Below are 26,342 nucleotides of genomic sequence, written 5' to 3'. Positions count from 1 at the left end.
GGACACCCTCGTCCCATGCCTGGACCCAGGCCTACCCCTTGGAATCAACCATCTAGACGGTGACGACGATCTTCTTGCCGGCGTGGAGCCCGTTTTCGAGGTGACGGTGTGCCTCGACGACGTCGTCGAGCGCGAACACCCTGTCGATGGCGGGCCGCAACGCACCAAGGCGCACCCCGGCGTTCAGGAACGCGGCCATGCGCTTCACCACCACGGCGTCGAGGGTGTGCTCGAAGCTCCGGTAGCTGAAGATCGTGAGAGGCGGGCCCGCGGGGAAGGGCGTGGGCCTCGGGTCCAGGAAACCCGCGGCGACCAGTGTCCCGCCGGGACGGACCGCTTTCAGGAGATCCTGCTGACCAGGCCCCATGACGACGTCGAGGACGATGTCGGCGCCCTTTCCCGCGGTGTGGTGGAGAACGGCGTCGACGACGTCCTCGCGGTCGGCGGCGATGACCACGGCGGCACCGGCAGCCACCAGGTCTTCTTCGTTCGCGGCGTGCCGCGTGAGGGCGATGGGCACGGCGCCGATCTGGTTGGCGATCTGCATCGCCGCCCGGCCGACGCCACCGGACGCAGCGGTGATGACGACGTGGTCGCCGGGCCGCATCGCCGCCTTCTCGACGAGTGCGCCGTAGGCGGTGGAGAACGCGACCCAGATCGCCGCCGCCTCCGCGACCCCGAGCCCGGCCGGCCTCGCGACGACCCGGCTCGCCGGAACCGTGGTGTAGTCGGCGTAGCTACCGCGCACGCTCGCGTCCGGAACGGCTGTGAGGACGACCGGATCGCCGATCTCCCACCCGGTGGTCCCTGGGCCGAGCGCGTCGACGACGCCGGTTCCCTCGACGCCGAGGCGGGCGTGGGGCAAGGGGATGGTCGCCGGCGAGGTGCCGGACCGCATCATCCGGTCGAGGGGGTTCACGGCGAACGCTTCGATCCTGACCCGCACTTCGCCGGGTGCGGGCGCGATGACCGGCTCCTCGACGACGTGCATGACATCCGGTCCGCCGAACTCGTCGAACACGACGACTCGTGGCATGGGGTCCTCCGCAGCTGGTGCTGATCCGTTGCTGCGAAAGACGTTACGAAGCGGTGAGTTACCTCGGGGTACCTTCGATCTCATGCAGAGCGCGGCTGGACCAGCCTTCCTCGCCGACTGCCCCACCCGCCTGGCGGTCGAGATCATCTCCGACAAGTGGGGCGTGCTCGTGCTCTTCGGCCTCAGCCGGCGGCCGCACCGGCACGGTGAGCTCGTCGACCTCATCGGCGGCGTCTCGCGCAAGGTCCTCACCCAGACGCTGCGGCGGCTCCAGCAGTACGGTCTGGTCGAACGCCACGCCGAAACGGCCCGCCGGGTCGAGTACCGCCTGACCGACCTCGGCCGCACCCTCGTCGAACCCATCGAGGTGCTGACGGACTGGGCGAGGGAGTACGGCGGCGCCGTCGCCGACTTCCAGGAGGCGGCGTCCGGCCGGTCGTCCTAGCCGGTCGTCCTAGTCGTCGGCTTTCTCGTGCACGACCTGCATGAACTCGCCGAGCTGCGCGAGCTGCTCCGGCGTGAAGAGGTCGATCAGGTACGCGCGGACCGTCTCGACGTGACCGGGCGCGGCGGAGTTCAGCAGGTCCTTGCCCGCGTCGGTGAGCACGGCGAGGATGCCGCGCTCGTCGGACTCGTGCGGTTGGCGCCGCACGAGTCCGGCCTTCTCCAGCTTGCCGATCTGGTAGGTGAGCGAGCTCTTCGACACCACGACGCGGCGGGCCAGCTCGGTCATGCGCAGGCGGTTGCCCGGCTGTTCGGACAGCACGACCAGCACGTTGTACTGCGCGTGCGAGAGGCCCGCGTCGCGCTGCAACTGCTGTTCGATCTGCCTCTCGAGGAGGTGGTACGCCTGCACGAAGTGGTGCCAGGTGTTCCCCTCCTCCGCGGAGAGCCACCGCGCATCGCCCATGGCACGAAGGTTAGTTGGTGTAGAGCTGTTCCACGGGCACGACCTGCTGGTTCTGGTTCGCGGAAGTCCACAGCAACTTGAAGTGGGCCTCGCCGGTCCGTTCCGCGAAGTCGACCCTGACGGCGTACTTCTTCCCGGCCTGCAAGGCGATGGTGCCCTTGTCGATCCGGGCCTGGTGGGGTGCGGAGGCGTCCACGACGAGCTTGCCGTCGATCCACACCTTCGCGATCTCGTCGGAGACGGCGAGGAAGGTGTAGGTGTCGCTGAACCTCGGCTGGACGAAGCCGGTCCAGCGCACGGAGAAGTTGTCGCCGTCGAAGCGCCACGCGAAGTTCAGCGACGGATCCGTGCGGGTGACGGGCGTTCCGGTCCAGTTGTTCGTCGGGAAGTACTGCGCGCGCAGACCGTTTCCGGTGCCGATGGGTGCCGCCTGCTCGCCCCTGACGGTCAGCTCGATCACCGTTGCGACGTCGTTCGTCTTGGCACCACTGGGTTTCACGTCGTAGCCGTCGCCGGCCTTCGTGACGGTGACGGTCTGCGGGCTGTTCAGGACGCGCGCGCCGGTGACGTCGAACTGTTCGAGAACCTTGAGGTGCAAGGAGTTCGACCAGTCGTAGACCGACAGGTAGAGCTTGTCGCCCTTGCGCGACACGGCACCCCAGGCCGGGTCGGCGACCCAGGACGCGACCGACGCCCCGTAGACCGCGTCACCGTGCTGCGCGAGCCAGGAACCCATGGCGCGCAAGCGATCCGACTCGGGTTGCGGGATGCGGCCGAGCTTGTCAGGACCGACGTTGAGCAGGTAGTTGCCGCTGCGGCTCGCGATGTCGACGAGGTTGCGGGTCAGGGTGGTGGCGCTCTTGAAGTTCTTGTCCCACTTGGCGAAGCCCCACTTGCTCGGGATCGTCATGCAGGACTCCCAGAGCTGGCCGTCGATCGGCGCGGCCGGGAAGGTCTGCTCCGGCGTGCCGAAGTCGCCGTCGACGACACGGCGTTCCTTCACGCCCGGTGCGCGCTTGGAGATCCGGTTGTTGATGAGCAGGTCCGGATCCTTGGCCTTGAGGAACCTCTCCAGCTCCGCGCCGTCCTGCTTGGTCCACGGGTTGGGCGGGTTGTCGGTGTCCCAGTCGCCGTCGAACCACAGCAGCGCCGGGTCGTAGTTGTCGATCAGCTCGACGAGCTGGGCGCGCATCCGCGCCTTGTACCGCGCGAAGTTCTGGGTGCTGCGCGCGTCCGGGTCGTGCCAGTCCCAGGTCGAGTAGTAGAGGCCGAACCTGATGCCCTGCCGGTCGGCTTCCGCCTTGAGCTCGGCGAGCACGTCGCGCTTCTTGTCGAAGGCGGAGTGGTCGCGGAGGTTCCACTTGTTGACCTTCGTGGGCCACATCGCGTAGCCGTCGTGGTGCTTCGACGTGATGACGATGTACTTCTGCCCGGCCGCTTTCGCCGTGGCGACAACGGCTTTGGCGTCGAACTGGGCGGGGTTGAACGACTTGACCAGCCGCTCGTAGTCGGCGGTCGGGATCTTGCACTTGTTCATGATCCACTCGGCGTCTTGACACGTGGAGCCGTCGGACCTCTGGTACTCGCCTTCGAGCTGCGAGTAGCCGCCGAAGTGGATGAACATGCCGAACCGGGCGTCGCGGAACCACTGCGCCCTTGACGCCGTGAACGGGTCGTCAACAGCGTGATTCGGGCCAGGGCCAGCCAATGGCAGCACCGCCAGCAGCGCCGCGACCAGCGCGTGGAGCATCGGACTCCTCCTCCAAGCTCATGGCGGCACCACGAGCTTGGAGGAAAAGAGATCCGATGTCTAGAGTCCTGGCTCCTCGCCGTGCTTGACGACCGGCTCGTTGTGCACCGCGGCGTGCCCGGTCTTGCCGAGCACCGAGTTGCGGCGGCTGTAGACGAAGTAGACGACGACACCGAGCGCCATCCACGCGATGAACCGGACCCACGTGAGGGCGGTCAGGTTCAGCATCAGCCACAGGCACGCGAGGATCGAGAGGATCGGCACCAACGGCACGAGCGGCACCCGGAACCCGCGCGAGAGGTCGGGCCGCGTCCTGCGCAGCACCCACACGCCCGCCGAAACCAGGATGAACGCGAACAACGTGCCGACGTTCACCATCTCTTCGAGCTTGCCGGCCGGGAAGAAGCCCGCGGCGATCGCGACCAGCACACCGATGATGATCGTGATGCGCGTCGGCGTGCCGTGGCTGCCGGTCTTCGCGAGCCCGCGCGGCAACAGCCCGTCACGGGACATCGCGAACAACACCCGGCTCTGCCCGAGCATCAGCACCATCACGACCGTGGTCAGACCGGCGAGCGCACCCACCGAGATCACCGTGGCCGCCCAGTCGACACCGTTGTCCCGGAACGCACTGGCGAGCGTGGCGCGCGTGCCGTCCGGCTGCGTGGCGAGCTTCGTGTACGGCACCATGCCGGTGATCACGAGCGTGACGGCGACGTACAACACGGTGACGATCGCGAGCGAACCGAGAATGCCCCGCGGCACGGCCTTCTGCGGGTTCTTGGTCTCCTCCGCCGTGGTCGCCACGACGTCGAACCCGATGAACGCGAAGAACACGATGCTCGCCGCGGCCAACATGCCGAGCACGCCGTAGGTGCTGCCCGAGTACCCGGTGAGCAACGAGAACAGCGACTGCTCGATCCCGGTGTGCCCAGCGGAACCGCCCTCGGCGGCCGGAGGGATGAACGGGCTGTAGTTCTCGGCCTTGATGTACCCGATGCCGAGCACGATCACGAGCAGCACCACGGCAACCTTGACGGCCGTGATGACCGCGCTGACCCGCGAGCTCAGCTTCGTGCCGATCACGAGGAGAACGGTGAGCACCGCGACGAGCAGCACAGCGCCCCAGTCGAACTTGACGCCCTCGCCCACCTCGGTCTTGACGTCGACGCCCAGCAGGCCGAGCGTCGTCTGCAGGTAGGCGGACCACCCCTTGGCCACGGCAGCCGAGCCGACGGCGAACTCGAGCACCAGGTCCCACCCGATGATCCACGCCGCGAACTCACCGAACGTGGCGTAGGAGAACGTGTACGCACTACCGGCCACCGGCACGGTCGAGGCGAACTCGGCGTAACACAACGCCGCCAACGCACAGGCGATCGCCGCCAGCACGAAGCTCAGCGACACCGAGGGCCCCGCGAGGTTGCCCGCCGTGCTGGCCGTGAGCGTGAAAATACCGGCACCGATGACGACCGCGACACCGAAGACCGTGAGGTCCCATGCGGTCAGATCCTTGCGGAGCTTGGTGTCCGGCTCGTCCGTGTCAGCGATCGACTGCTCGATCGACTTGGTGCGCCACAACCCGTTCCCCGGCACGGTGCATACCTCCTTGATGGACCTGTTCGACTCACCCTAGAGGTATCCAGCATGTGGAACGCCTACAACCATGTTCGCGCGTTGTACGGACTTTGGCTGGCTCGAAACCTGACAGCGCCGTGGTCCGGTTTGGGCGGTTGGGTTCCAGTGGAGGGGCCGGCTTGCGCGGTTCGGTTGCGTGCGTGGTTGCAGCCGGTGGCCGGGTTCCAGAAATTGCCGCTTCCCGTTTCACTCAATGGTGTTTGTTTTCGGCCGTAATATTCTCGTGATCTTGCGGTAGAGTCGAACACGTGAGCGACCCCCGGCTTTCTCTCCTCTCCACTGACGAGCTGCTGCGCAGCATCGTCGGCAAGGTGACGGAAATCCGGGCCCGCGAATATGCAGTGATGCAGGACATCGCGGAGCTGAATCGGCGCGGGGCCGCCGCGGAGCTGGGGTACAAAACTCTGCCGCAGGTGTTGCGGCACGCGGTCCGCTGGGATCCGACGACCGCCAAGCGCTGGGTTGATCAGGCCGTGCTGCTCAGCAGTGAGATCACCCCGACCGGCAGCGAACTCGCCCCCGTCCTTCCGGTGACCGCCGCGGCCGCGGCCGAGGGCGCGTTGTCGCTCGACCACGTCGTCGCGGTCGCGGAGGCGATGAAGAACCTGCCCGCCGAGGTCGAGAACCTGGTCGTGGACTGCGCCCGCGACCACGAGCCCGCCGCGGTGCGCGCCTTCGGCAAAGACCTGGCCTACGGCCTCTACCAGAACGACCCCGAACCCCGCGACCCCGAACCCGCGCCCGATGGCAACCGGCTCACCCTGCGGCAGAACAAGACCGGGGACTGGAAGCTCGCGGCAACCCTGGACGCGGTCACCGGCGCGAAGCTGGTCACGCTGCTGGATCCGCTGGCCAAGCCCCGGCCGACCACCGACGAGGGCCCGGACCCGCGTTCGCGTGACGAGCGCCAGGGCGACGCCCTGGCCGAACTCATCGACCTGACGCTGCGAGCCGACCAGCTGCCCGAACACGGCGGCGAACCGGTCGCGTTGACCCTGACCATGGCCTACGAGGACCTGGCCGCGCAGACCGGAGCGGCGACGCTGGACAACGGCGAGCGGATCCCGGCTGACCAGGTCCGCCAGCTCGCTTGCTCTGCGGGCATCATCCCCATGGTTCTGGGCGGCAAGTCACAGCCGCTCGATGTGGGCCGCCGGTCGCGGCTGTTCACCGCCGGGATCCGCCGCGCGCTGGTCGCGCGTGACCACGGCTGCGCCTTCCCTGGCTGTAACCGGCCGCCGAAGCATTGCGATGCCCACCACGTCCACCACTGGGCCGACGGCGGCGACACCCGCATCGACAACGGCGTCCTGCTCTGCCGCCACCACCACACCCTGATCCACCGCAGCGGCTGGGAAGTCACGATCGAGCAGGGCGTGCCGGTCTTCTACCCTCCCGCCTGGCTCGACCCTCAACGCAGACCCAGACGCAACCAGCTCCACACCGCCGCCTGACCCCGACCAGGGGAACGCGAGCGGCCCTCACCGCCACCTCGACCGCCACGGCCGTGCAGCTCCACCACGGCCGTGGCACAGCCATGCCCACAACCCGCCAGGCGCATCGGCAAAGCCGAAGACAAGCACCGAACCCGTTGCGGCTATACGACACAAACCGCAAAGCCCCTGCCACCACGCATTGCCAACGGTAAACCCGACGCACCCGGAAACCGCGAAGGCGAAGCCGAGCCGGACAGCACCCGATGCCACGCCGTTCAAGCGGTAATTTCCGGAGCCCGACCGCCTAACGCAACCACGCACGCTCGCGATTGGGGCTTGACTTTGGGTGCGAGGTGCTACCGTGTTCGGATCGGCCGGGCTCCTCATGCCCGGCTTTTACAGGCCGATCTGCGCCTCGCAAGGGCCCCGAAGTCAAGCCCCAATCGCAATCGTCGCGAAGCGGCGATGAAATGACCCGGCTCGTCAATACCCAGCGCAACCCCGAAACAAAAGGCCGCCCAAGGCAACACCCGGGACGGCCCAAGAACTCACCCGCTGGTAACGGTGGTCCGATCCAAATCCGGCTCCAAGTAGATCAACCGGGCATGCGGCACCTTCCCGCGCACCCGCTGCTCGGCATCGTTGATCGCCTGCGCCACCTGGTCCAGCGGCAACTGCGGCTCCAGCGCGATCTTCGCCGCGACCAGCAGCTCCTCCGGGCCGAGGTACTGCGTCTTGATGTGGATGACGCGCTGCACCTTGCCGGCGGCCAGCTCGTCGCAGATCAGGTCGAGGTCGGCGTCCGAGGCGCCCTCGCCGATCAGCAGCGACTTCATCTCGATGATCAGGATGATCGCGATGACGCCCAGCAGGAGGCCGATGGCGACCGTGCCGAGGGCGTCGAAGACCGGGTTGCCGGTCAGGGTCGTGAGGCCGACACCCAGCAGTGCCAGGACGAGGCCGAGCAGGGCGCCTGCGTCTTCCAGCAGCACGACGGGGAGTTCGGGGACGCGGGACTGGCGGATGAAGCCCCACCAGGAGACATCGCCCTTGATCTTCTTGGACTCGCTGATCGCGGTGACGAAGCTGTAGGTCTCCAGGCCGATCGCCACGACGAGGATGCCCACGGCGACGATCGGGTTCGAGAGGCCCTCTGGGTGTTGCAGTTTGTGGATGCCCTCGTACAGCGCGAAGACCGAGCCGAGGGTGAAGAGCAGCAGGGCCACGACGAAGGACCAGAAGTAGCGGTCGCGGCCGTAGCCGAACGGGTGGAGCCTCGTGGCCTTGCGCTGCGCGGTTTTCTGGCCGAGCAGCAGCAGGCCCTGGTTCGACGTGTCGGCCACCGAGTGCACCGACTCGGCCAGCATCGACGACGAGCCGGTGATCAAGAAACCGACGAACTTGGCCGCCGCGATACCGGCATTTGCCACCAACGCCGCGACGATGGCCTTGGTCCCGCCCCCTGCTGACACGCCTGTCTCCTCGCAACCAGTCCTGGCCAGAAAAAAGTCTGCTTTGTCCGGTCGTGAACCTTAGTCGTTCCCGGCCGTGGCACGGAAAAGTTGAGCGGATTCAACACCATCCGGGCGGACGATCACCGCCGGGTCCGACGCGGGCAGCCACACGGACTGGCCGCGCGCCAGGCGCATCGAGTCGCCGCGGGCGTTGGTCAGCTCGGCCGCGCCCTCGGTGCAGATCAGGATCTGCGGGCCGTCGTGGTTGATCCTGGTCTCGCCGGTCAGGTCCAGGCGGGACAGCTCGAACTCCGGTGCCGGGGTGCGGTAGACGCGGACGCCCGGTGAGACCTCTTCGCCGGTCAGGACTTCCATGTCGCCGCACGTGAAGTCGAGCACGCGCAACAGCTCGGGCACGTCGACGTGCTTGGGGGTGAGGCCGCAGCGCAGGATGTTGTCCGAGTTCGCGAGGATCTCGACACCGGTGCCGCGCAGGTACGCGTGCAGGTTGCCGGCGGACAGGAAGATCGCCTCGCCCGGCTGCAGCACGATGCGGTTCAGCAGCAGGGCCGCCAGCACGCCCGCGTCGCCGGGGTAGGACTCGCCCAGCTCCAGGATCGTGCGGCATTCCAGGTCGAACTCGCCGTGCTCCTTCACGTGCAGCACGCACGCGTCGAGCACCTGCGGCAGCAGCGACGAGAGCGACGTCTGCGGCAGCGTGATCAGCATCGTGAACAACGCGCGCAGGCCTGACGAGTCCGGCTGTGCGACCAGCATCTCGGTGTACGGGGCCAGTGCGGGGGCGTCCAGGCTGCGCAGCAACGCGATGGTGCGCTCCGGCGCGCGGAAGCCCGCCAGCGCGTGGAACTCCGTCAGGGCGCAGATCAGCTCGGGCTTGGCGGCCGGGTCCTTGTAGTTGCGCACCGAGGCGTCGCGCGGGATGCCCGCCGCCTCCTCGGCCGCGAAGCCCTCTGCCGCCTGCGTGGCGGACGGATGTGCCTGCAGGCTCAGCGCCTCGTCGGCGGCGAGGATCTTGAGCAGGAACGGGAGCCGGCTGCCCCACCGCTCGGCGACACGGGTGCCGAGCTGGCCGTCAGGGTCGGAGTTCAGCAGGTCGAGCAGCGAGCGCTCCACGCCGTCCGCGCCGAGCACGCGGGACGGGTCGCCGGGGTGGGCGCCCATCCACAGCTCGGCCTCGGGATGGGGTGCGGGCACCTCCTTCCCGAGCAGCTCGGCGATGGCCGTGCGCGAACCCCACGCGTACGGCCTGACCGTGTTGTGCAGCAGGTCCACTTCTCTTCTCAGCTCCCAGACTCAGTACGGGTTGCCGCCGAGAGTTCCGGAGGCAAGCCCGAGGTACAGCGCGGCCAGTTCGAAGCGGAGCGCGAGCAGCGCGGCGCTGACCGCGTCGCCTCCCACCACCTCCACGGCCGGTTCCAGCACGTCTGCTCCCGGCAGGGCCTCCTCGGCCGCATGTCGCACAGCATCGGCCACCGGGCCCTGGCGCACGGCCAGCAACAGCACCCGCACGAGGCCACCACCGGTCTCGTCGTCCGGGTCGGCGAACAGGTCGGCGCCTGAAGTGCCCTGCACCGCGCGGCGGTGCAGCACCGGGCGGGTGAGCGCCTGCGGATACCCGGCGACATCACAGGCAACCCCGGCGAACGCGGCCAGCACGCCCGCGCCGTGCACGCCCACGGACGTGGCGACCTCGTCGAGGCCCCACAGCAGCGGCGTGCGGTCGGCGACGCGCAGCGCCAGCGACTTCGCCGGGTTCACGAACGACTCGTGCATCGGGTGGTCGCGCTCGGCCTCGCGGTCGAGCTCGTCCGCGACGAGGTCCACGTCGACCTTGAGCAGTCCCAGGGCGTTCAGCACCACGATCCACGCGGCGAGCGCGCGGTGGAAGCTGAAGCCGGGCGGCACCTCGACGCGGGGCGCGAGCAGCACGGCCTGGCCGGCCGCGGCGGCCGCGACCGGACCGGAGTCCGGCGCGGTCAGCAGAGTCCGCGCGCCACGACGGGAAGCGCGGTCGATCGACTCGGCGAGCACCCGGTCACCGGGGTCCTCGGTGTGGGCCAGCACCACGTCGAGCGCGCCGACCCACGGCGGCACCTCGTCGGACACCACCACGGGCACCGAGCAGCCGGGACCGAGCAACGCCATGACGACGTTGGCAACCGCGACCGCGTGGCCGGGCCGGGTGACCAGCACGACCGCGCGCGGGCGTTCGGAGAAGATCCGGTCCACCCCCGCCTCGGTCGCGGCCTCCGCGGTGGAACGGACCTGTGCTCCCGCCCGTGCGGCAGCGCGCAGCCAGCCACCGGTGTCGGCGTCGGCGAGGCGGCTCGGGTCGTCGAGCAGCATGTCGTCGAGCACGGGTCACCCAGCCGAGGGCGGCTCGACCGCCTCGTCCAGCAGCAGCACCGGGATGCCGTCGCGGACCGGGAAAGAACGCCCGCACGCGGTGCACGTGAGGAAGTCCGCTTCCGGGTCGTCCGGCTTCCCGACCTGCAACGGCGCGTGCTCGGGGCACGGGCAGGCGAGGATCTCCAGCAACTGCTCTTCGAGCTTGACGGCCACTTCTGTTCTCTCCTCAGGCCCGCACGATCGCGAGGACCTCGTCGCGCAGTGCGGCGACGGCCTCGTCGTTGGCGGCTTCGACGTTCAGGCGCAGCAGCGGCTCGGTGTTCGAGGCGCGGAGGTTGAACCACGACCCGTCCGGCAGCTGCACGGTGAGACCGTCGAGCTCGTCGAGCGTGACGCCGTCGCGGGATCCGAAAGCGTCCTTGATCGCGGCGATCCGGCCCGCCTGGTCGGCGACCGTGGAGTTGATCTCACCGGACGCGGCGTAGCGGTTGTAGGACTCGGTCAGCTTCGACAGCGGACCCTCCTGCTCGCCCAGCGCGGCCAGCACGTGCAGCGCGGCCAGCATGCCGGTGTCCGCACGCCAGAAGTCGCGGAAGTAGTAGTGCGCCGAGTGCTCGCCACCGAAGATGGCGCCGGTCTTGGCCATCTCCTCCTTGATGAACGAGTGGCCGACGCGCGTGCGCACGGGCTGACCGCCGTGCTCCTTGACGATCTCCGGCACCGCGTGCGAGGTGATCAGGTTGTGGATGATCGTGCCGCCGGGGTCCTTCGCGAGCTCGCGCACGGCCACCAGCGCGGTGATCGCGGACGGGCTCACCGGGTCGCCGTTCTCGTCGACGACGAAGCAGCGGTCCGCGTCGCCGTCGAACGCGACACCGGCGTCGGCGCCCTCGGCCTTCGTGCGGGCCTGGAGGTCGACGATGTTCTTGGGGTCGAGCGGGTTCGCCTCGTGGTTGGGGAAGCTGCCGTCGAGCTCGAAGTACATCGGGACGATCTCGATGGGCAGGCCCTCGAAGACCTGCGGCACCGTGTAGCCGCCCATGCCGTTGCCCGCGTCCACGACGATCTTCAGCGGACGGATGTTCTTGAGGTCGACCAGCTCGTTGAGGTACGCCGCGTAGTCCACGAGCATGTTGCGCTCTTCGAACGTGCCCGGCGTGACGCCCTCTGCGTCCGGCACCTGGTTCTCGGCGTCCTGGCGGATCTGCGCGAGACCGGAGTCCTGGCCCACCGGCGAGGCACCCGCGCGGCACAGCTTGATGCCGTTGTACTGCGCCGGGTTGTGGCTCGCGGTGAACATCGCACCGGGCAGGTCGAGCTTGCCGGACGCGAAGTACAGCATGTCGGTGCTCGCCAGCCCGATGCTGATCACGTTGACGCCCTGCGCCTGCGCACCCTCGGCGAACGCCCGCGAGAGCTCCGGCGACGAGTCACGCATGTCGTGACCGATCACGATGGCTGGTCCACCGACCAAGCGCGCGAATGCTGCGCCGAAGTCGCGGACTACGCCGGCGTCCAGCTGCTCACCGACCACCCCGCGGATGTCGTACGCCTTGACGATGCCGGACAGGTCACGCACGCCGCACACTCCCGAAACTCGCTCTTGACGGCCACTGCCAGGGCAGCCTACCGGCGAGCAGATCAGTGATGCGTGTGGTCGTTCAGTCCTCGTGCGGATCGGGCAATACCCGCAGGTGACCACGCCTCTGGGTGCCCAACGGCACATCGGGCACCTTGGGGGTGACGTCAGCCCGCCCGGCCTCGCGCACGGCCTCGGCCAGCGCGGTCAGGTCGTCCACAGTCGGCTCGGGCGCCGCGAACTCACCCTGATGCCTCACGACCTCCCAGCCGCGCGGCGCCGTGAGCCGCAGGGCGTGCTCCTCGCACAGGTCGTAGCTGTGCGGTTCGGAGTACGTGGCGAGCGGTCCGACGACTGCGGTGGAGTCCGCATAGGCGTAGGTGAGCGTGGCGACAGCCGGGTTAGCACACCCGGTTCGCGAGCACCGTCTCACGCTCCGCACGATCGGGGACGATAGCGCGTCCACGCGAGCCTGTGTGTGAGGCACGCTGTGTTTGCTCGCCCGCGGCAGCAACTAGGCTGCTGGGTTGTGGTGATGGCACGGGGTTCACGTCGACAGAACTCGCCTCGCCGGCGCAACCGCGACCGGCACGGCCGAGGGCTGCGCGGTCCGCTCTACCCGGCCACCCTGCCCGCAGCCCGTTCCCGGGCCGAGCGCTTCGACGCGCTGGTCATCGAGGCTCTGGAGCCGATCGAGGCACGGTGGCGGACCGAGCTCACCCAGCTCGACGTGGCCGTGGACGACGTGCCGGACGTGCAGGTCGAGGGTGAGGACGGCGTGGTCGAGGACGGCAACGTCCCGCTCGCCCGGTTGCTGCCGGCCGGATCCGATCACCGTGCCCGGATCGTTCTCTACCGGCGTCCGCTCGAGGCGCGGGCGAAGGACGGCGCGGACCTCGCCGACCTGGTGCACGACGTCCTCGTCGAGCAGGTGGCGAACTACCTCGGCCTCGACCCGGACGTGATCGACGAGGGCTGAGACCCCTCTCACACCGCAGGGCGCCGCCGGGTGGGGATCGCGGTCAGGAACGTGAACAGCGCCGCCGCGGCCTGAGCCAGCAGCAGGAAGTCCCGCAGGGTGGTCGACATCTCGACCCTGACCTCGGCGTCCGACGACGGCAACGGCACCCCGACGAGGTGCCCCCACGCCCGCACGACCGGCACCTGCCTGCCGTCGACGGTGATCACCCAGCCGGGCTCGTCCTCGGCGGCCAGCACGAGCACCCGGCCCTCGCCACCAGCGGAGACCTTCACGGCGACGTCGGGCAGCGTGACGTTGACCGGCGCCACTCCCTGCGCTGCCAGCTCGGCGGGCGGTTCCCCGCCGGTGCGCGCCCGCCTGGCGAGATCGGGCCCCAGCAACACCCCGGTGTCCGCGGCCAGCCGCACCCTCAGCACCGGCCGCCCGTCAGTGGTGCCCGGTGCCACGGACACCAGTTCCCCGGCAGCGCCGCGCACCCGTGCCGCTGCCTCCTCCGACGGCAGCACCAGGAAGGAGACCCCGGACGCGGCCGCCTGGGCCAGCGTGACCTTCACGACGGGAGCGGCCCCGTCGAGCAACGACGAGTTCCACCGGCGCAGCCGTGCGGGAGACGACACCGTGGGCACCAGATCGTCGTCCCCGAACGCGGGCATCCGTCCGGCGACCTGCCGGACCGGCGACCCGAGGATCAGCACCGACCGCCCGGTCCGCTCCAGCTCGGCGGTCAGCGACGAGGACAGCTGGGCCCCGCCGTCGGCCTTCAACGGCCCGGACCGCAGATCCAGCAACCCGGCCACGCCGAGGCTGACCAGCGTCACCACGCCCACGGCGTAGACGGCCCGCCGAACCCGGACCTGCCCGGCGATTCCCGGCGCCACCCCGCGCCGGCACCCGGCCAGCACCACCCAGACGAGCCCCCAGGCGAGGATCACCAACGGCGTGCCCGGCCAGGCCCGTACAGCCGCGACGGCAGCCAGGGCCCCGATCGCCAGGACGATCACGAACAGGCCGGGCAGCATCGCGGCGTTGGGCCGCAACACGGCAGCGGCGAACGCGGCGGCCACGAACACCGAGCACACGATCAGGTTCGGCGGAGGCGACTCGAAGGCCGCGCCGAGCCCGTTCAGGACCTTCTCGGGGTGCTGCAAGAGGACTGCGGGCCACGGCAACAACAACGCCATGGGCAACAGCACGATGGCGAACAACGCAGCGATCCGCCGCGCCCCGCCGGACACCGCGATGAACCCGCCCAACGCCCCGACGATCGTCACGACGTGGGTCAACGGCGAGAAAGCTCCGAGGACCGCAACACCCAGGGCCGTCCCGGAAGCCATCGGCAGCCAGGCGTGCGTGGACGATGCGCGCAGAACCGCGTACACCCCGGCGAACACCACGGGCGTCACGACGTGGACGACGACGACGTCCAGCCGTCCCTCGGCCACCGCCGTCGTGGCCACGGGCAGCAACCCGTAGAACGCCGACACCACCGCACGCACGGACCGACGCACGCGCATGCCGCGTGACGCGATGTAGGCCGAGAGCGCGGCGAGCGGGATGTCACCGAGCAACAACAACGCGACGGCGAACGAAGGCCCACCGGGAATCAGCCCCAGGACGGCCAGCGCGGCGGGAGCCGGAGCCGCGGTGCCGCCGAACACCGGATGCCACGACGCGAGATACGTCGACCACACGGAGCCCGCGGACCCGACGGGCAGCAACCGGCCGCCGGCCAGCGACAGCCCGAGGCGCGACCAGTTCGCCACCACCGCGACCACCGACAGCCCCAGCACCAGCAGCACCGGCGGCGCCAGCAACAGCGACCGCAGCACCCTCGACTGGTCGACCTCGACGAAGACCATCTCGGGGCCGCGCGGTCCCGGCGACGGCCGAGGGCGCGGTGACGGACGGAGGGCGCCGGGCAACGCGGCGTCGACCGGGACGACGACCGGTGGACGCCGCAGACCGGCCACGCGCGGACGGCCCCTGGAGGCGCCCGCGGGCAGTGCGGCGGGACCTACCGGCCGAGAGTCCACTTCGGACGGTTCGAGCCATGCCGAACTGGCGTCGGAAGCGGGCAGGCGGCCCAGCGCGGCGTCGGCCTCGACGCGGCGGCGGATCAGGAACGCGGCACCGGCGCGCAGGGCGTTGCGGAACCTGGTCAGCCGCGAGGTGAACAGGCCGCGGACGACGGCGGAACCGCGACGGGCGCGGCGGCCCTCGAAGAGCCTGCCTCTCGTCAGGAGGTAGCGGGCGGCGCCGATTTCGGCGTGAGCGTCGGCGAAACGCCGGAGGAACAGGAAACCCAAAGCCCGCAGCAAAGACAGAAAGAGGAGCCGCGGAAGTCCTATGAGGAACGAAAAACCCGAGGTGTTGACCAGAAACGTGCGCATGCCGTGTGCGCGGTCGACCCCGCGGAACGACGGACCGGGGCGCGCCATCGTCGCGTCCAAACGACGTGCGCCTCTGGTCGCGGCGCGGGCGTGCCGCATTCGGGCCACGGGAACGCACAGGACCAAATGACCGGCACGGTTCACGCGCCAGCCGAAGTCGAGGTCGTCGCGCAGCAGCGGCATCGCCTCGTCGTAGCCGCCCAGCGCGTGCCAGACCTCGCGGCGGATCAGCGAGCCGGCCGACGAGACCGCGAGCACCTCGGTGCTCTGCTGGAACGACGCGGAATGTTCCGCGGACGAGAGGCCCGTCTGCCGATGCCCGGAGGAATCCGTCGACAAACCGGCCTCGACGACGAGCCGAGAATCCACCCAATCGAGGCACAGCGGGCCCAGGACGGCAGCCGAGGGCGACACCTCGGCCGCGGTCAGCAGTGCGGCCAGGCAGTCGGGTTCGGGCGCGCTGTCGTCGTGCAGCAGCCACAGCCACCTGCCGGGGTCGCCCCACCTGTCGACGGCGTGCTCGACGGCGATGCGCACAGCGGTGCCGAAGCCCGTGCCGCGCGGCACGGTCAGCACGCCGTCCAGCAGATCTTCCGCCTCCGCCAGGATTTTGCCCGTGCGGTCGGTGGAACCGGTGTCGACCGCGATCACGTGCCTCGGGCGAATTCGCTGACGCCGCAACGCGGACAGCGCCGTGCTGAGCCACTGGTCGCCGTCGTGGCAGACCAGGACGCACAGCACCGGCGCGGTCCGGAGCCTCGGGTGAGGACTTGTCACGTCCTCAAGTTAAGGCACAAAGATCACACTTCAGTGCTCCGGCTAGACGGCTCGCTTCTTCAGCTTGCGGCGTTCTCTCTCCGAGAGACCGCCCCAGATGCCGAAGCGTTCGTCGTGCTGGAGCGCGTACTCGAGGCACTCCGACCGGACCTCGCAGCCCAGGCAGATGCGCTTCGCCTCCCTCGTCGATCCACCCTTTTCGGGGAAGAACGCCTCGGGATCCGTCTGTGCGCAGAGCGCACGCTCCTGCCAGTCTTGCTCGTCGGCGGGGTCGAACAGGTACGACAGTTCGCCCTGCACAACCGGCTGCGCGACGTGATCTTCTTCGAATTCCTGCATTTCGTCCGCCTCCTCGCCTTCCGCTCTCCCCGGTTGGCGGACGCCAGACGCCGCTCCCACAACGACGAATGACACCGATGTGATTACACCTGCGTCACAGCAGGGGGTCAAGTGGAGTCCACACGTCGGGGGATATTCGCGCAGTTGGCCGCTAAAACCTTGACTGGCAGCACAGACAGTGATCCACGCGTCGCAACGGGTCCCCGAACGGCCCACCACGCCAGCCGACACGCCACACTGGTGGGGTGAAGCGATCAGCGGTGCGACCCAGTCCACTGTTCCTCGGCCTGCTCGCGGCGACCGTCGCCGGAGGGGCCCTCACCCTGCTCGAGGGCGATGTCGCCATCATCGCGGGCACCATCCTCTTCGTACTCGCCGGCTGGGCGGTGACGCTGTGCCTGCACGAGTTCGGGCACGCCGCCGTCGCCTACAAGGGCGGCGACTTCTCCGTGCGGGACAAGGGTTATCTGACCCTCGACATCCGCCGCTACACCGATCCGGTGCTGAGCATCGTGCTGCCGCTGGTGCTGCTCGCGTTCGGCGGCATTCCCCTTCCTGGTGGCGCGGTGTGGATCAACCACCACGCGCTGCGCTCGAAGAAGATCGAGTCGTTGGTCTCACTCGCGGGACCGGTCACGAACCTCGTGCTCGGCGTGATCCTCGCCGGAATCGTCACGCTGTTTTCGCCGCCGGCCGCGCTCGCCGGCGCAATTTCGTACCTGGCTTTGTTGCAGGTGATCGCGTTCGTGCTGAACATCCTGCCGATTCCCGGTTTGGACGGCTGGGGTGTTTTGGAGCCGTTCATGTCGTACCAGGCGCAGCAGTTCGGCGCGAAGGCCCGGCCGTGGGCGCCGCTGATCCTGTTCGCCGTGCTGATCGCCTTCGCCGAGGTGAACCGGCTCTTCTTCGCGCTGGCCTCGACGGTCTTCGAGCTGATCGGCGGCGACCCGGGCTCGGCGGGCTCCGGTGTGGTCGCGTTCATGTTCTGGCGCTACCTGTAGACCGCGCACCGCACTGTGGAAGCATGGCGCGGCGTGAAGGTCGTAGCACTGGTCGGCGGGGTCGGCGGCGCGAGGTTCCTGCAAGGGCTCAAGCGGTTGGGAGCCGACGTCACCGCGGTGGTCAACACCGGCGATGACGTGTGGATGCACGGGCTGCGCATCTGCCCCGACCTCGACACCTGCATGTACACGCTGGGCGGCGGGATCGACACCGAGCGCGGCTGGGGCCGCGAGAACGAGTCGTGGACCGTCAAGGAGGAGCTGGCCGCCTACGGTGCCGAGCCGACCTGGTTCGGGCTCGGCGACCGGGACATGGCCACGCACCTCGTCCGCACCAGGATGCTGCGCGCCGGATACCCGCTGTCGGCCGTGACGGAGGCGCTGTGCGACCGGTGGAAGCCGGGCGTGCGGCTGCTGCCGATGTCCGACGACCGCGTGGAGACCCACGTCGTGGTCGAGCTGGACGGCGAGCCGAAGGCGATCCACTTCCAGGAGTGGTGGGTGAAGCACCGGGCCGGCGTGCCCGCGCAGTCGTTCGCGTTCGTGGGCGCAGAGGCCGCCACCGCGGGGCCCGGCGTGCTGGAGGCGATCGCCGAGGCCGACGCGGTGGTCCTGGCCCCGTCCAACCCCGTCGTGAGCGTCGGCACGATCCTGAACGTGCCCGGTGTGCGCGACGCGCTGCGCAAGACCGAGGCCGGGGTCGTGGGCCTGTCGCCGATCATCGGCGGGAAACCGTTGCGGGGCATGGCGGACGCTTGTTTGGACGCGATCGGTGTCGAGACCTCCGCCGAGGCGGTCGGACGGCTCTACGGCTCCCGCAAGTGCTCGGAAGACGGCATTCTCGACGCGTGGCTGGTGCACACCGGCGACCGCGCCGACGTGCCCGGTGTCGCGGTCCGCGCCGTTCCGCTGCTGATGTCCGATGTGGACGCCACAGCGCAGATGGCGCGGGACGCGCTGGAACTGGCCGGAGTCGACGTTGACTGATCACGCCGCCGCGGCGCTGGAGCTGCTGCCGGTGCCGGGCCTGCCGGAATTTCGCCCCGGCGACGATCTCGCCGGTGCGATCGCGGCCGCCGCGCCGTGGCTGCGCGACGGTGACGTGCTCGTCGTCACGTCCAAGATCGTGTCCAAAGTGGAGGGACGGCTCATCCGGGTGCCGGCCGACCCGGAGGAGCGGGACAGGATCCGGCGCGAGCACGTCGACGCGGAGTCGGTGCGGGTGCTCGCCCGCAAGATGCGGACGCTGATCACCGAGAACAAGCTCGGCATCGTGCAGGCCGCGTCCGGGGTCGACGCCTCGAACGTGGCCGGTGACGAGATCGCGCTGCTGCCCGTCGACCCGGACGGGTCAGCGGCCGCACTGCGCGGTGCGTTGAAGGCCCTGCTCGGCGTCGAGGTCGCGGTGGTGATCACCGACACGATGGGCCGCGCGTGGCGGGTGGGTCAGACCGACGCCGCGATCGGCGCTGCGGGCATCCGCGTGCTGCACAACTACGCGGGCTCGGTGGACCAGCACGGCAACGAGCTGGCCGTGACGATGGTCGCGATCGCCGACGAGATCGCGGCCGCCGCGGACCTGGTGAAGGGCAAGCTCGGCGCGGTGCCGGTGGCGGTGCTGCGCGGCTTCGACGTGGTGGACGACGGCTCGACCGCCCGCGACCTGGTCAGGCCGACCGAGGAGGACCTGTTCCGGCTCGGCACCGAGGAGGCGCTGGCCCAGGGCAGGGCCGAGGCCGTGCTGATGCGCCGGTCCGTGCGGTTCTACTCGCCGGAGCCGGTGGATCCGGCCGCGGTGAAACGCGCCGTGGGTGCCGCGTTGACCGCGCCCGCGCCGCACCACACGAAGCCGCTGCGGTTCGTGCTGGTGCGGCAGAAGCGCGCCGAGTTGCTGCGGGCGATGCGCGAGCAGTGGGAAACCGACCTGCGCGGCGACGGGTTCACCGACGAGCAGGTCGCACGCCGGGTGCGCAGGGGCGACCTGCTGGTGGAGGCGCCGGAGATCATCGTGCCGTTCCTCGTGCGCGACGGCGCTCACGCGTATCCGGACAAGCGCCGGTCCGAGGCCGAGAAGACGATGTTCACGGTCGCCGGCGGTGCCGCGGTGCAGGGCCTGCTGGTGGCGCTGGCCGCCGAGGGGCTCGGCTCGTGCTGGGTGTCGTCGACGATCTTCTGCGCCGACGTGGTGCGCTCCGTGCTGGGCGTGCCGGAGGACTGGGAACCGCTGGGCGCGGTGGCGGTCGGGCACCCGACCGAGCCGCTGACGCCCCGCGAGCCGCTGGAAGGGCTGATCGAGCTGTGACGTTGCACGCCGACGCGGTCGCCACGCTGAGCCGGTTCACCGGCCAGGACGCGTTGAAGGAGGCCTACCTGGGCTTCCTGGCTGCCCGTGAGGACGCCTGCCAGCGGTCCTGCGAACCCGGCCACCTCACCGCGTCCGCGCTGGTCCTGGACGCCACCGCGGAGCACGCGCTGCTGACGCTGCACCCGCGCGTGGGCCGGTGGCTGCAGCTCGGCGGCCACTGCGAGCCGGAGGACGACTCCCTGGCCGCGGCCGCGTTGCGCGAGGCCACCGAGGAGTCCGGCATCCGCGGGCTGCGGATCGAGCCGACGCCGATCCACCTCGACGTGCACCCGATCACGTGCTCGCTCGGCAAGCCGACGCGGCACTTCGACGTGCGGTTCCTGGTGCGGGCGCCGGTCGGCGCGCGGCCGGTGCGGTCAGCCGAGTCGGTGGACCTGCAGTGGTGGCCGCTCGACTCGCTGCCCGCCAACGTGGACGACCTGCACCCGTTGATCGAGTCGGCGCTGGCCCGCCTCCGCTAGCGCTCGATGAAGGGCTCCTTCATCCACGTCAGGTGGATGAAGGAGCCCTTCATCGTTTTCGTCCGGGCCGGGTTAGCGGCGGAGAGCGCGGTAGCGCTTGAGCAGGGCGGTGATCCGCGCGGGATCGGCGGCGCCGTTCAGCTCGGCGAGGAGGTCGTCGGGGCACAGCTCGTAGTGGTCGCCCCACCAGCGCCGCGACCTGGTGTTCCAGATCCGGTAGCCGCCCGGCACGCCCCTCGCCACGTACTGCCGCTTCGCCAACCAAGCCCCCCTCAGAACCTGCGGTAGTCGCGCGGCGAGAACCTCGGTGCCCGCCGCGGCCGCTGCATCCCCGCGGCCTCCAGGTAGCGAACGGCCCGGTGGCGCTGCGGTGTGTACGGCTCCAGCAGCTCCATCATCCCGTCGTCGTCCACCGGTTTGCCGGTCAACGCCCAGCCGACGTTCTTCGCCACGTGGTAGTCGCCGACGCTCACGGCGTCCGGGTCGCCCCACGACCGTTGCGCCACCTCGGCCGACGTCCACACGCCGATGCCGGGCACCTTCTCCAGCAGCTCGCGGCTGCGCATCTCGGCGGCCTTCTCCAGCCGGTGCGCGACCTGGGCCGCGTTGATCAGCGTGCGGCGGCGGGCGCCGTCGAGGCCGCACTGGTGCCACTCCCAGTCCTGCAACGCCAGCAACCGGTGCGGTGTCGGCGGCACCTTCAGAGGCAGCGGGCCGGGTGCGGGCTCGCCGAAGCGGCGGCCCAGCTCGCGCCACGTCCGGAACGCCTCCTTGCCGGTGACCTTCTGCTCCAGGATCGAGGCGAACAGCAGGTCCCAGACGCGACCCGTCGCGCCGAGCCGCAGGCCGGGGCGTTGACGACGGGCCTCGGCGACGATCGGGTGGTGCGCGACGAACTCGTCCAGCGGGTCGTCCGCGCCGAGCAGAGCGGGCAGGCCGTCCAGCAGCCACAGGCCGCCGTCGCCCCACGCTTCCGCTTCGATCGCGTCCGTACGACGGATGTGCAGAGTTCCCGGACCGCACGGCGTGTTCGCCGCGAACCAGATGCCGCCCTCGGTCGAGAAGGACGGGTCACCGGGTCCGCGGCGCAGCGGTCCGAGCACCGCGCCCAGGTCCAGGGGGAACGGTGGTGTCCAGGTTCTGCTAGGCATCCGTGGAGAAGCGCACGCCGGCCTCTGGCAGCACCACGCCCGGCCAGACCCGCGCCCCGCCGATCAGCTCGCACCGCGCCCCGATCACGGCCGAGTCGCCCACCACGGCGTCGCGCAGCACCGCACCGGCCTGCACCAGCGCGCCCGCGCCGACGATCGAGCGTTCCACCACGGCATTCTCGCCGACGACGGCGCCGTCGAACAGGATCGCGCCGTCGAGCACCGCGCCGTCCGCGACCGTGCAGTTCGCGCCGACCGTGCTGCCGCCCTTCACCGTCGCGCCCTCGTGCACGGAAGAGCCCTCCAGCACCAGGTAGTCGCCGGGCTGGGCGACGGCGGCCGACGGCGCGATGCCGCGCACCAGGTCGGCGGAGCCCTGCGTGAACGCCTCCGGCTTGCCCAGGTCGAGCCAGTACGTGGCGTCGACGTGGCCCTGCAGCCGCTTGCCCGCCTCCAGCAGACCGGGGAACGTCTCGCGCTCCACCGAGACCGGACGGCCAGCCGGGATGGCGTCGATCACCTCGCGGCGGAAGACGTAGCAACCCGCGTTGATCTGGTCCGTCGGCGGGTTGTCGGTCTTCTCCAGGAACGCCTGCACGCGGCCCTCGTCGTCGGTCGGCACGCAGCCGAACGCGCGCGGGTCCGCGACCTTCACCAGGTGCAGCGTGACGTCCGCCTCGTGCTTGCGGTGCGTGTCGACGATCCCCGTCAGGTCGACGCCCGACAGGATGTCGCCGTTGAAGACCATCACGTCGGGTTCGCGCAGCTTGTCCGCGACGTTGCGGATGGCTCCCGCCGTGTCGAGCGGGACCTCCTCGACCACGTACTCGAGCTCCAGCCCCAGCCTGGAACCGTCACCGAAGTACTCCTCGAACACCTCGGCCTTGTAGGACGTGCCGAGCACCACGTGGGTGATCCCGGCCTCCTTGATCCGCGACAGCAGGTGCGTGAGAAACGGCACCCCCGCGGTCGGCAGCATGGGCTTGGGAGCGGACAGGGTCAGCGGGCGAAGACGGGTGCCCTTGCCCCCGACCAGCACCACAGCTTCGACGCCGTGCACCTTTTTCCTCCTCCGCGTTACAGCGAGCCGTTCGACGGAATACTCTGACACGAAGCAGATCGTCATACGGGATCTGGTCCCGGCAAGGAGCTAAATCCGACATGGACCCCCGCGACCGGGCCGACGCCATGCTCGCCCGCGCCCGCGCACGTGGGCGGAACATCGTGACGCCGGACAACATGACGTCCCCGATGGACGCGTCCGACACGCTCCAGATCCCTCGCACGCTGGTCAACGCCGTGGACCCGCGGCTGGACCCGGACTCGACGATGATCCTGCCGCCAGGGCAGATGGGGCAGCTCGGGCAGCAGCGGCCTCCCCAGCCGATGCCCGCCCAGCAGCCGATGCAGCAGATGCCGCCGCAGCAGCAGCCGAGGCCCGCGCAGCCGAAGCCGGTCGCGGACGACGCGGAGATCACTCAGGTCGTGCAGCCGGGTGTGATCCCGACCGTCTCGAACCACCAGCAGACGCGGAGCTCGCTGTCGCAGCGCCTCAGCGGAGACATGTGAGGCTAACGCCCTGCCCAGTCCCGCCACACCACACCGCGGGTGATCTTCGACCGCGCGCCGATCACGAGTCGCTGGACGAGGGTCACCGGCGTTCTGAGCAGCACCTCGCCGATCACCCGCAACCGCAGCCCGATCCGGAAGTTCGCCGCGTCGGGCACGCTCCTGCGCACCGGCAGCAACGCCGTGATCACCAGAAACCGCGCGAACTCGCGCAACGCCACCAGAATCGGCGCACACCGGAACAGCATGAGCAACCGGTTGCGCTCGTTCCACCGGTGGAAGAGCGGAGAACCCGGCCGCGTGCTCGCCCCGTGCCGGTGCCGCACCCGCGCCGGTCCGACCGAGATCACCCGGTGCCCGGCCAGCCGCAACCGCCAGGCCGTGTCGGTGTCCTCGTAGTAGCAGAAGAAGTCGGCCGGCACACCGCCCACCGCGCGCAGCACGGACGTCCGCAGCAAGGCGGCGCCGCCGCAGAACCCGAACACCTCGCGCCCGGCGAGCACGACGTCCTTGCCGTAGCCGGCCGCGGTCAGCGCCACACCGACGGACTGCGTCGAGCCGTCCGTCAGCAGGATCGACGAGGTGGCGGCGGCCGCGTCCGGTTCGGCCTCCAGCGCGTTCTCCAGCTCGCTCAGCCACGACGGATCCGGCACGGCGTCGTCGTTGAGCCACGCCACGTACGGGGTGTCGATCATGCCGAGCACGGCGGCCAGCCCGCCGGCGTAACCGCGGTTGCGCGGCAGCCGCACGACCTCATGCCCGCTGATCAACGCGGCTGTGCCGTCGTCGGACGCGTTGTCGACGACGATCGTCCTGTGTGGACTCTTCTGGGCTGCGAGAGCGTCCAGGCAGGCCGTGATGTGGTCACGTCCGCGCCACGTCACGACCACCACGGTGCTGAGTGCCGACACGGCGTGAGACGGTACGCGACGTGCCAGAGCTCGTAGTGCTGACCGAGCAACTCAACGCCCCCGTCCCCGGCGGCACCGGCCGCTACACGGCCGAACTGCTGAAGGCCCTGCGGGAGACCGCGCCCGGCGGCTGGAGGGTGACCACCGCGGCGACGGCGAACGCGGACCGCGTGATCAGGCTGCCCCGCCGGGCGTTGGTGGCGTTGTGGGAGCGAGGACTGCCGCCGAAGCTCGGCCCGCACGTGCACGCCCCCACGCCGCTCGCCCCACTGCCGGGTGCCGTGGTGACGGTGCACGACGTGGTGCCGTGGACGCATCCGGAGACGCTGACGCCGCGCGGTGTCGCGTGGCACCGCAAGGTCATCGCAAGAGCCGCCACCGAGGCGAAAGCACTGGTCGTGCCGACAAACGCCGTCGCAGACCAACTGCGCGACCACGTGCGCGTCGAAGTTCCGGTGCACGTGGTGCCCAACGGGGTCACCAGGCTGGTGGGTGAGAAACCAGGCGATCTTCCAGGACGCTACGTGCTCGCCATCGGCACGATCGAGCCGCGCAAGGGCTTCGACCTGCTGGTGAAGGCGACCGAGCAGCTCGACGTGCCGTTGGTCGTGATCGGTCCGCAGGGCTGGGGCGGTGTTGATCTGCGCGCACCGCACGTCACGTTGCTGGGCAAGGTTTCCGACGAACGGCTGGCGTCGGTGCTGGCCGGTGCGACGGTGCTCGCCGCACCCAGTCTGGCCGAGGGTTTCGGGCTGCCGGTGCTGGAGGCGATGGCCGCGGGCGTGCCCGTCGTGCACTCCGACGACCCCGCTCTCGTCGAGGTCGCCGGCGGTGCCGGAACCGCCGTTCGGCGCGGGGATCTGGGCTCTTTGACGGAAGGTTTGCGGGAAGTGCTGATGGATCCGCATCACACCGTCGCGGCCGGTATCACCCGCGCGAGTGAGTTCACCTGGGAAAAGACCGCACGAGGTGTCTGGGACACGCACCTGTAACGACCGGATTGGCGCATTCCCGCTAAACGCATTCGCAACTGACATTACGCTAGCTGATCGTGCCGACCGCCGAACCCAGCGTGCTGATCGACGCCACCGCGGTCCCCGCAGACCGGGGTGGCGTCGGCCGTTACGTGGATTCGCTCGTCGCGGCACTGGACGCCGACGGCGCCAAGCTGTCCGTCGTGTGTCAGCCGCGCGACGAAGAGCTCTTCACCAAGATCGCGCCGAACGCCCGCGTCGTGCGGGCCGCTGACGCCGTCGCCACCAGGACAGCCCGGCTGGCCTGGGAGCAGACGACGTTGCCGCGCCTGGTGCGGTCGCTCGGCGTCGACGTCGTGCACTCACCGCACTACACGCTTCCGTTGGCCAGCAAGGCCGCTTCGGTCGTGACGCTGCACGACGCCACGTTCTTCACCGACCCGGTGCTGCACTCGTCGGTCAAGGCGCGCTTCTTCCGCGCATGGACCCGCGCCTCGTTGAAGCGCGCGGATCTGTGCGTGGTGCCGTCGCAGGCGACGTCCGACGAACTGGTGCGCGTCGCCGGAGCCGACAGCCGCGTCCTGCACATCGCGCAGCACGGCGTCGACACCGAGCGCTTCCACCCGCCGTCGCCGGACGAGATCACCACGGTGCGGCGGACGCTGTCGTTGGGGGACACGCCGTACGTGGCGTTCCTCGGTGCGTTGGAACCGCGCAAGAACGTCCCGGCGCTGATCCGCGGGTTCGCCCAGGCGATGGTCGGCCGCACCGACCCGCCCGCGCTCGTGCTCGCCGGTCAGCCCGGCTGGGACAGCCAGGTCGAACGGGCGCTCGACTCGGTGCCGCACCGGATCCGCGTGATCAGGGCGGGCTACCTGCCGTTCGAACAGCTCGCGGGCTTTCTCGGCGGTGCCCAGCTGGTCGCCTACCCGTCGCTCGGCGAGGGCTTCGGCCTGCCGGTGCTCGAAGCGATGGCGTGCGGCGCGTGCGTGCTCACGACCCGAAGACTGTCGCTGCCCGAGGTCGGTGGCGAGGCGGTCGCCTACTGCGGTGTCGGAGCGGGGGACATCGCGGCGGCGATCGCCGATCTGCTGGACGATCCCGCCCGCCGCTCGGCCCTGGCAGCTTCCGGACAGCAACGCGCGAAGGACTTCTCCTGGGCGGTGAGTGCCGACCGCCACCGGCTCGCCTACGAGCGGGCGGTGCTGGTGCGCCGCCGCCGGTGAATCGCGAGCCACTACTGTGTCGC

The 26,342-nt window shown here is 70.0% G+C and carries 26 protein-coding genes; 10 read left to right on the top strand and 16 right to left on the bottom strand.

Annotated features, from left to right (window positions below):
* Nucleotides 1-52: 52 nt before the first annotated feature.
* Nucleotides 53-1,036 (bottom strand): zinc-dependent alcohol dehydrogenase family protein, encoded by a 984-nt coding sequence (locus tag IEZ09_RS33040; RefSeq protein WP_189257730.1) that lies wholly within the window; start codon nucleotides 1,034-1,036, stop codon nucleotides 53-55.
* Between the two features lie 82 nt (nucleotides 1,037-1,118).
* On the opposite strand from IEZ09_RS33040, the gene IEZ09_RS33035 reads away from it, so the two are divergent.
* The gene (locus IEZ09_RS33035; RefSeq protein ID WP_189257729.1) at nucleotides 1,119-1,481 is read left to right on the top strand and encodes a winged helix-turn-helix transcriptional regulator; all 363 of its coding nucleotides are present in this window, start codon (nucleotides 1,119-1,121) and stop codon (nucleotides 1,479-1,481) included.
* Between the two features lie 9 nt (nucleotides 1,482-1,490).
* On the opposite strand, the gene IEZ09_RS33030 is transcribed toward IEZ09_RS33035, so the two are convergent.
* Genes IEZ09_RS33030 through IEZ09_RS33020 form a run of 3 tightly spaced genes read right to left on the bottom strand, consistent with a single transcriptional unit; the run spans nucleotide 1,491 to nucleotide 5,292 of the window.
* Nucleotides 1,491-1,946, bottom strand: a complete 456-nt coding sequence (locus IEZ09_RS33030) for a MarR family winged helix-turn-helix transcriptional regulator (RefSeq protein ID WP_189257728.1) — start codon at nucleotides 1,944-1,946, stop codon at nucleotides 1,491-1,493.
* 10 nt (nucleotides 1,947-1,956) lie between these two features.
* Complete coding sequence (locus tag IEZ09_RS33025) at nucleotides 1,957-3,696, bottom strand: alpha-L-fucosidase (RefSeq protein WP_189257727.1); 1,740 nt, start codon at nucleotides 3,694-3,696, stop codon at nucleotides 1,957-1,959.
* Between the two features lie 60 nt (nucleotides 3,697-3,756).
* Nucleotides 3,757-5,292 carry an amino acid permease gene (locus IEZ09_RS33020; protein ID WP_189257726.1) on the bottom strand — a complete coding sequence of 512 codons (1,536 nt, stop codon included), beginning with the start codon at nucleotides 5,290-5,292 and terminating at the stop codon, nucleotides 3,757-3,759.
* 290 nt (nucleotides 5,293-5,582) lie between these two features.
* Here IEZ09_RS33020 and IEZ09_RS33015 point away from each other — a divergent pair, with 290 nt between their 5' ends.
* Entirely contained in the window at nucleotides 5,583-6,788 is a 1,206-nt protein-coding gene (locus tag IEZ09_RS33015) for an HNH endonuclease signature motif containing protein (protein ID WP_189257725.1), read from the top strand.
* A gap of 530 nt (nucleotides 6,789-7,318) precedes the next feature.
* Here IEZ09_RS33015 and IEZ09_RS33010 read toward each other — a convergent pair.
* The 6 genes from IEZ09_RS33010 to IEZ09_RS32985 form a co-directional block, all read right to left on the bottom strand.
* Nucleotides 7,319-8,242, bottom strand: coding sequence for a cation diffusion facilitator family transporter (locus tag IEZ09_RS33010; RefSeq protein WP_189257724.1), 924 nt, complete (start codon nucleotides 8,240-8,242; stop codon nucleotides 7,319-7,321).
* 60 nt (nucleotides 8,243-8,302) lie between these two features.
* Entirely contained in the window at nucleotides 8,303-9,517 is a 1,215-nt protein-coding gene (gene manA, locus IEZ09_RS33005; protein WP_189257723.1) for a mannose-6-phosphate isomerase, class I, read from the bottom strand.
* A gap of 21 nt (nucleotides 9,518-9,538) precedes the next feature.
* A complete protein-coding gene (locus IEZ09_RS33000; protein ID WP_189257722.1) occupies nucleotides 9,539-10,603 on the bottom strand; it encodes an SIS domain-containing protein in 1,065 nt (354 codons plus the stop codon).
* A gap of 3 nt (nucleotides 10,604-10,606) precedes the next feature.
* Nucleotides 10,607-10,807, bottom strand: coding sequence for a Trm112 family protein (locus IEZ09_RS32995; protein ID WP_189257721.1), 201 nt, complete (start codon nucleotides 10,805-10,807; stop codon nucleotides 10,607-10,609).
* A 13-nt stretch (nucleotides 10,808-10,820) separates the two neighbouring features.
* Nucleotides 10,821-12,173: a phosphomannomutase/phosphoglucomutase gene (locus tag IEZ09_RS32990; RefSeq protein WP_189257720.1), complete on the bottom strand. Its 1,353-nt coding sequence runs from the start codon at nucleotides 12,171-12,173 to the stop codon at nucleotides 10,821-10,823.
* Between the two features lie 82 nt (nucleotides 12,174-12,255).
* Nucleotides 12,256-12,615, bottom strand: coding sequence for a DUF3499 domain-containing protein (locus IEZ09_RS32985; protein ID WP_189257719.1), 360 nt, complete (start codon nucleotides 12,613-12,615; stop codon nucleotides 12,256-12,258).
* Nucleotides 12,616-12,708: 93 nt separating this feature from the next.
* Here IEZ09_RS32985 and IEZ09_RS32980 point away from each other — a divergent pair, with 93 nt between their 5' ends.
* Nucleotides 12,709-13,152: a metallopeptidase family protein gene (locus tag IEZ09_RS32980; protein ID WP_189257718.1), complete on the top strand. Its 444-nt coding sequence runs from the start codon at nucleotides 12,709-12,711 to the stop codon at nucleotides 13,150-13,152.
* Between the two features lie 8 nt (nucleotides 13,153-13,160).
* On the opposite strand, the gene IEZ09_RS32975 is transcribed toward IEZ09_RS32980, so the two are convergent.
* Entirely contained in the window at nucleotides 13,161-16,322 is a 3,162-nt protein-coding gene (locus IEZ09_RS32975) for a glycosyltransferase family 2 protein (RefSeq protein ID WP_189257717.1), read from the bottom strand.
* Between the two features lie 42 nt (nucleotides 16,323-16,364).
* Complete coding sequence (locus IEZ09_RS32970) at nucleotides 16,365-16,661, bottom strand: WhiB family transcriptional regulator (protein WP_045315329.1); 297 nt, start codon at nucleotides 16,659-16,661, stop codon at nucleotides 16,365-16,367.
* Between the two features lie 245 nt (nucleotides 16,662-16,906).
* On the opposite strand from IEZ09_RS32970, the gene IEZ09_RS32965 reads away from it, so the two are divergent.
* The 4 genes from IEZ09_RS32965 to IEZ09_RS32950 are packed head-to-tail and all read left to right on the top strand — an operon-like array spanning nucleotide 16,907 to nucleotide 20,488.
* Complete coding sequence (locus IEZ09_RS32965) at nucleotides 16,907-17,662, top strand: site-2 protease family protein (RefSeq protein ID WP_189257716.1); 756 nt, start codon at nucleotides 16,907-16,909, stop codon at nucleotides 17,660-17,662.
* Nucleotides 17,663-17,695: 33 nt separating this feature from the next.
* On the top strand, nucleotides 17,696-18,649 hold the full coding sequence (gene cofD / locus IEZ09_RS32960) for a 2-phospho-L-lactate transferase (protein ID WP_189257715.1): 954 nt from the start codon (nucleotides 17,696-17,698) through the stop codon (nucleotides 18,647-18,649).
* Nucleotides 18,642-19,964 carry a coenzyme F420-0:L-glutamate ligase gene (locus IEZ09_RS32955; RefSeq protein WP_229813166.1) on the top strand — a complete coding sequence of 441 codons (1,323 nt, stop codon included), beginning with the start codon at nucleotides 18,642-18,644 and terminating at the stop codon, nucleotides 19,962-19,964. The genes cofD and IEZ09_RS32955 overlap by 8 nt, the downstream gene beginning before the upstream one ends.
* Nucleotides 19,961-20,488, top strand: a complete 528-nt coding sequence (locus IEZ09_RS32950) for an NUDIX hydrolase (protein ID WP_189257713.1) — start codon at nucleotides 19,961-19,963, stop codon at nucleotides 20,486-20,488. Before IEZ09_RS32955 ends, IEZ09_RS32950 begins: the two co-directional genes overlap by 4 nt.
* 72 nt (nucleotides 20,489-20,560) lie before the next feature.
* Here the strand turns inward: IEZ09_RS32950 and IEZ09_RS32945 are convergent, their stop codons facing one another.
* The 3 genes from IEZ09_RS32945 to manB are packed head-to-tail and all read right to left on the bottom strand — an operon-like array spanning nucleotide 20,561 to nucleotide 22,699.
* Nucleotides 20,561-20,749, bottom strand: coding sequence for a hypothetical protein (locus IEZ09_RS32945; RefSeq protein ID WP_189257712.1), 189 nt, complete (start codon nucleotides 20,747-20,749; stop codon nucleotides 20,561-20,563).
* Nucleotides 20,750-20,760: 11 nt separating this feature from the next.
* Nucleotides 20,761-21,639 carry a DNA-3-methyladenine glycosylase family protein gene (locus IEZ09_RS32940; RefSeq protein WP_189257711.1) on the bottom strand — a complete coding sequence of 293 codons (879 nt, stop codon included), beginning with the start codon at nucleotides 21,637-21,639 and terminating at the stop codon, nucleotides 20,761-20,763.
* Nucleotides 21,632-22,699 carry a mannose-1-phosphate guanylyltransferase gene (gene manB, locus IEZ09_RS32935; RefSeq protein WP_229813165.1) on the bottom strand — a complete coding sequence of 356 codons (1,068 nt, stop codon included), beginning with the start codon at nucleotides 22,697-22,699 and terminating at the stop codon, nucleotides 21,632-21,634. The genes IEZ09_RS32940 and manB overlap by 8 nt, the downstream gene beginning before the upstream one ends.
* 101 nt (nucleotides 22,700-22,800) lie before the next feature.
* Here manB and IEZ09_RS32930 point away from each other — a divergent pair, with 101 nt between their 5' ends.
* On the top strand, nucleotides 22,801-23,208 hold the full coding sequence (locus IEZ09_RS32930) for a hypothetical protein (protein WP_189257709.1): 408 nt from the start codon (nucleotides 22,801-22,803) through the stop codon (nucleotides 23,206-23,208).
* Between the two features lie 2 nt (nucleotides 23,209-23,210).
* Here IEZ09_RS32930 and IEZ09_RS32925 read toward each other — a convergent pair whose 3' ends face one another.
* Nucleotides 23,211-24,119: a glycosyltransferase family 2 protein gene (locus IEZ09_RS32925; RefSeq protein WP_229813164.1), complete on the bottom strand. Its 909-nt coding sequence runs from the start codon at nucleotides 24,117-24,119 to the stop codon at nucleotides 23,211-23,213.
* A 20-nt stretch (nucleotides 24,120-24,139) separates the two neighbouring features.
* On the opposite strand from IEZ09_RS32925, the gene IEZ09_RS32920 reads away from it, so the two are divergent.
* Nucleotides 24,140-25,111 carry a glycosyltransferase family 4 protein gene (locus IEZ09_RS32920; RefSeq protein ID WP_189257708.1) on the top strand — a complete coding sequence of 324 codons (972 nt, stop codon included), beginning with the start codon at nucleotides 24,140-24,142 and terminating at the stop codon, nucleotides 25,109-25,111.
* Nucleotides 25,112-25,191: 80 nt separating this feature from the next.
* Nucleotides 25,192-26,319: a glycosyltransferase family 4 protein gene (locus tag IEZ09_RS32915; protein ID WP_189257737.1), complete on the top strand. Its 1,128-nt coding sequence runs from the start codon at nucleotides 25,192-25,194 to the stop codon at nucleotides 26,317-26,319.
* Nucleotides 26,320-26,342 lie beyond the last annotated feature (23 nt).

Source organism: Lentzea flava, assembly GCF_014648475.1.
Classification (GTDB): Bacteria; Actinomycetota; Actinomycetes; order Mycobacteriales; family Pseudonocardiaceae; genus Lentzea; species Lentzea flava.
Note: the sequence above shows the minus strand (reverse complement) of the source record. Positions and strands in the feature narration are given on the sequence as shown.

Excerpts from the sequence above, each read along its gene's own strand:
- IEZ09_RS32940 (WP_189257711.1), bottom strand. The coding sequence starts at position 21,639 with ATGCCTAGCAGAACCTGGACACCACCGTTCCCCCTGGACCTGGGCGCG.
- IEZ09_RS33035 (WP_189257729.1), top strand. The coding sequence starts at position 1,119 with ATGCAGAGCGCGGCTGGACCAGCCTTCCTCGCCGACTGCCCCACCCGC.
- IEZ09_RS33030 (WP_189257728.1), bottom strand. The coding sequence starts at position 1,946 with ATGGGCGATGCGCGGTGGCTCTCCGCGGAGGAGGGGAACACCTGGCAC.
- IEZ09_RS32930 (WP_189257709.1), top strand. The coding sequence starts at position 22,801 with ATGGACCCCCGCGACCGGGCCGACGCCATGCTCGCCCGCGCCCGCGCA.
- IEZ09_RS32980 (WP_189257718.1), top strand. The coding sequence starts at position 12,709 with ATGGCACGGGGTTCACGTCGACAGAACTCGCCTCGCCGGCGCAACCGC.
- IEZ09_RS33040 (WP_189257730.1), bottom strand. The coding sequence starts at position 1,036 with ATGCCACGAGTCGTCGTGTTCGACGAGTTCGGCGGACCGGATGTCATG.
- IEZ09_RS33025 (WP_189257727.1), bottom strand. The coding sequence starts at position 3,696 with ATGCTCCACGCGCTGGTCGCGGCGCTGCTGGCGGTGCTGCCATTGGCT.
- IEZ09_RS32970 (WP_045315329.1), bottom strand. The coding sequence starts at position 16,661 with ATGCAGGAATTCGAAGAAGATCACGTCGCGCAGCCGGTTGTGCAGGGC.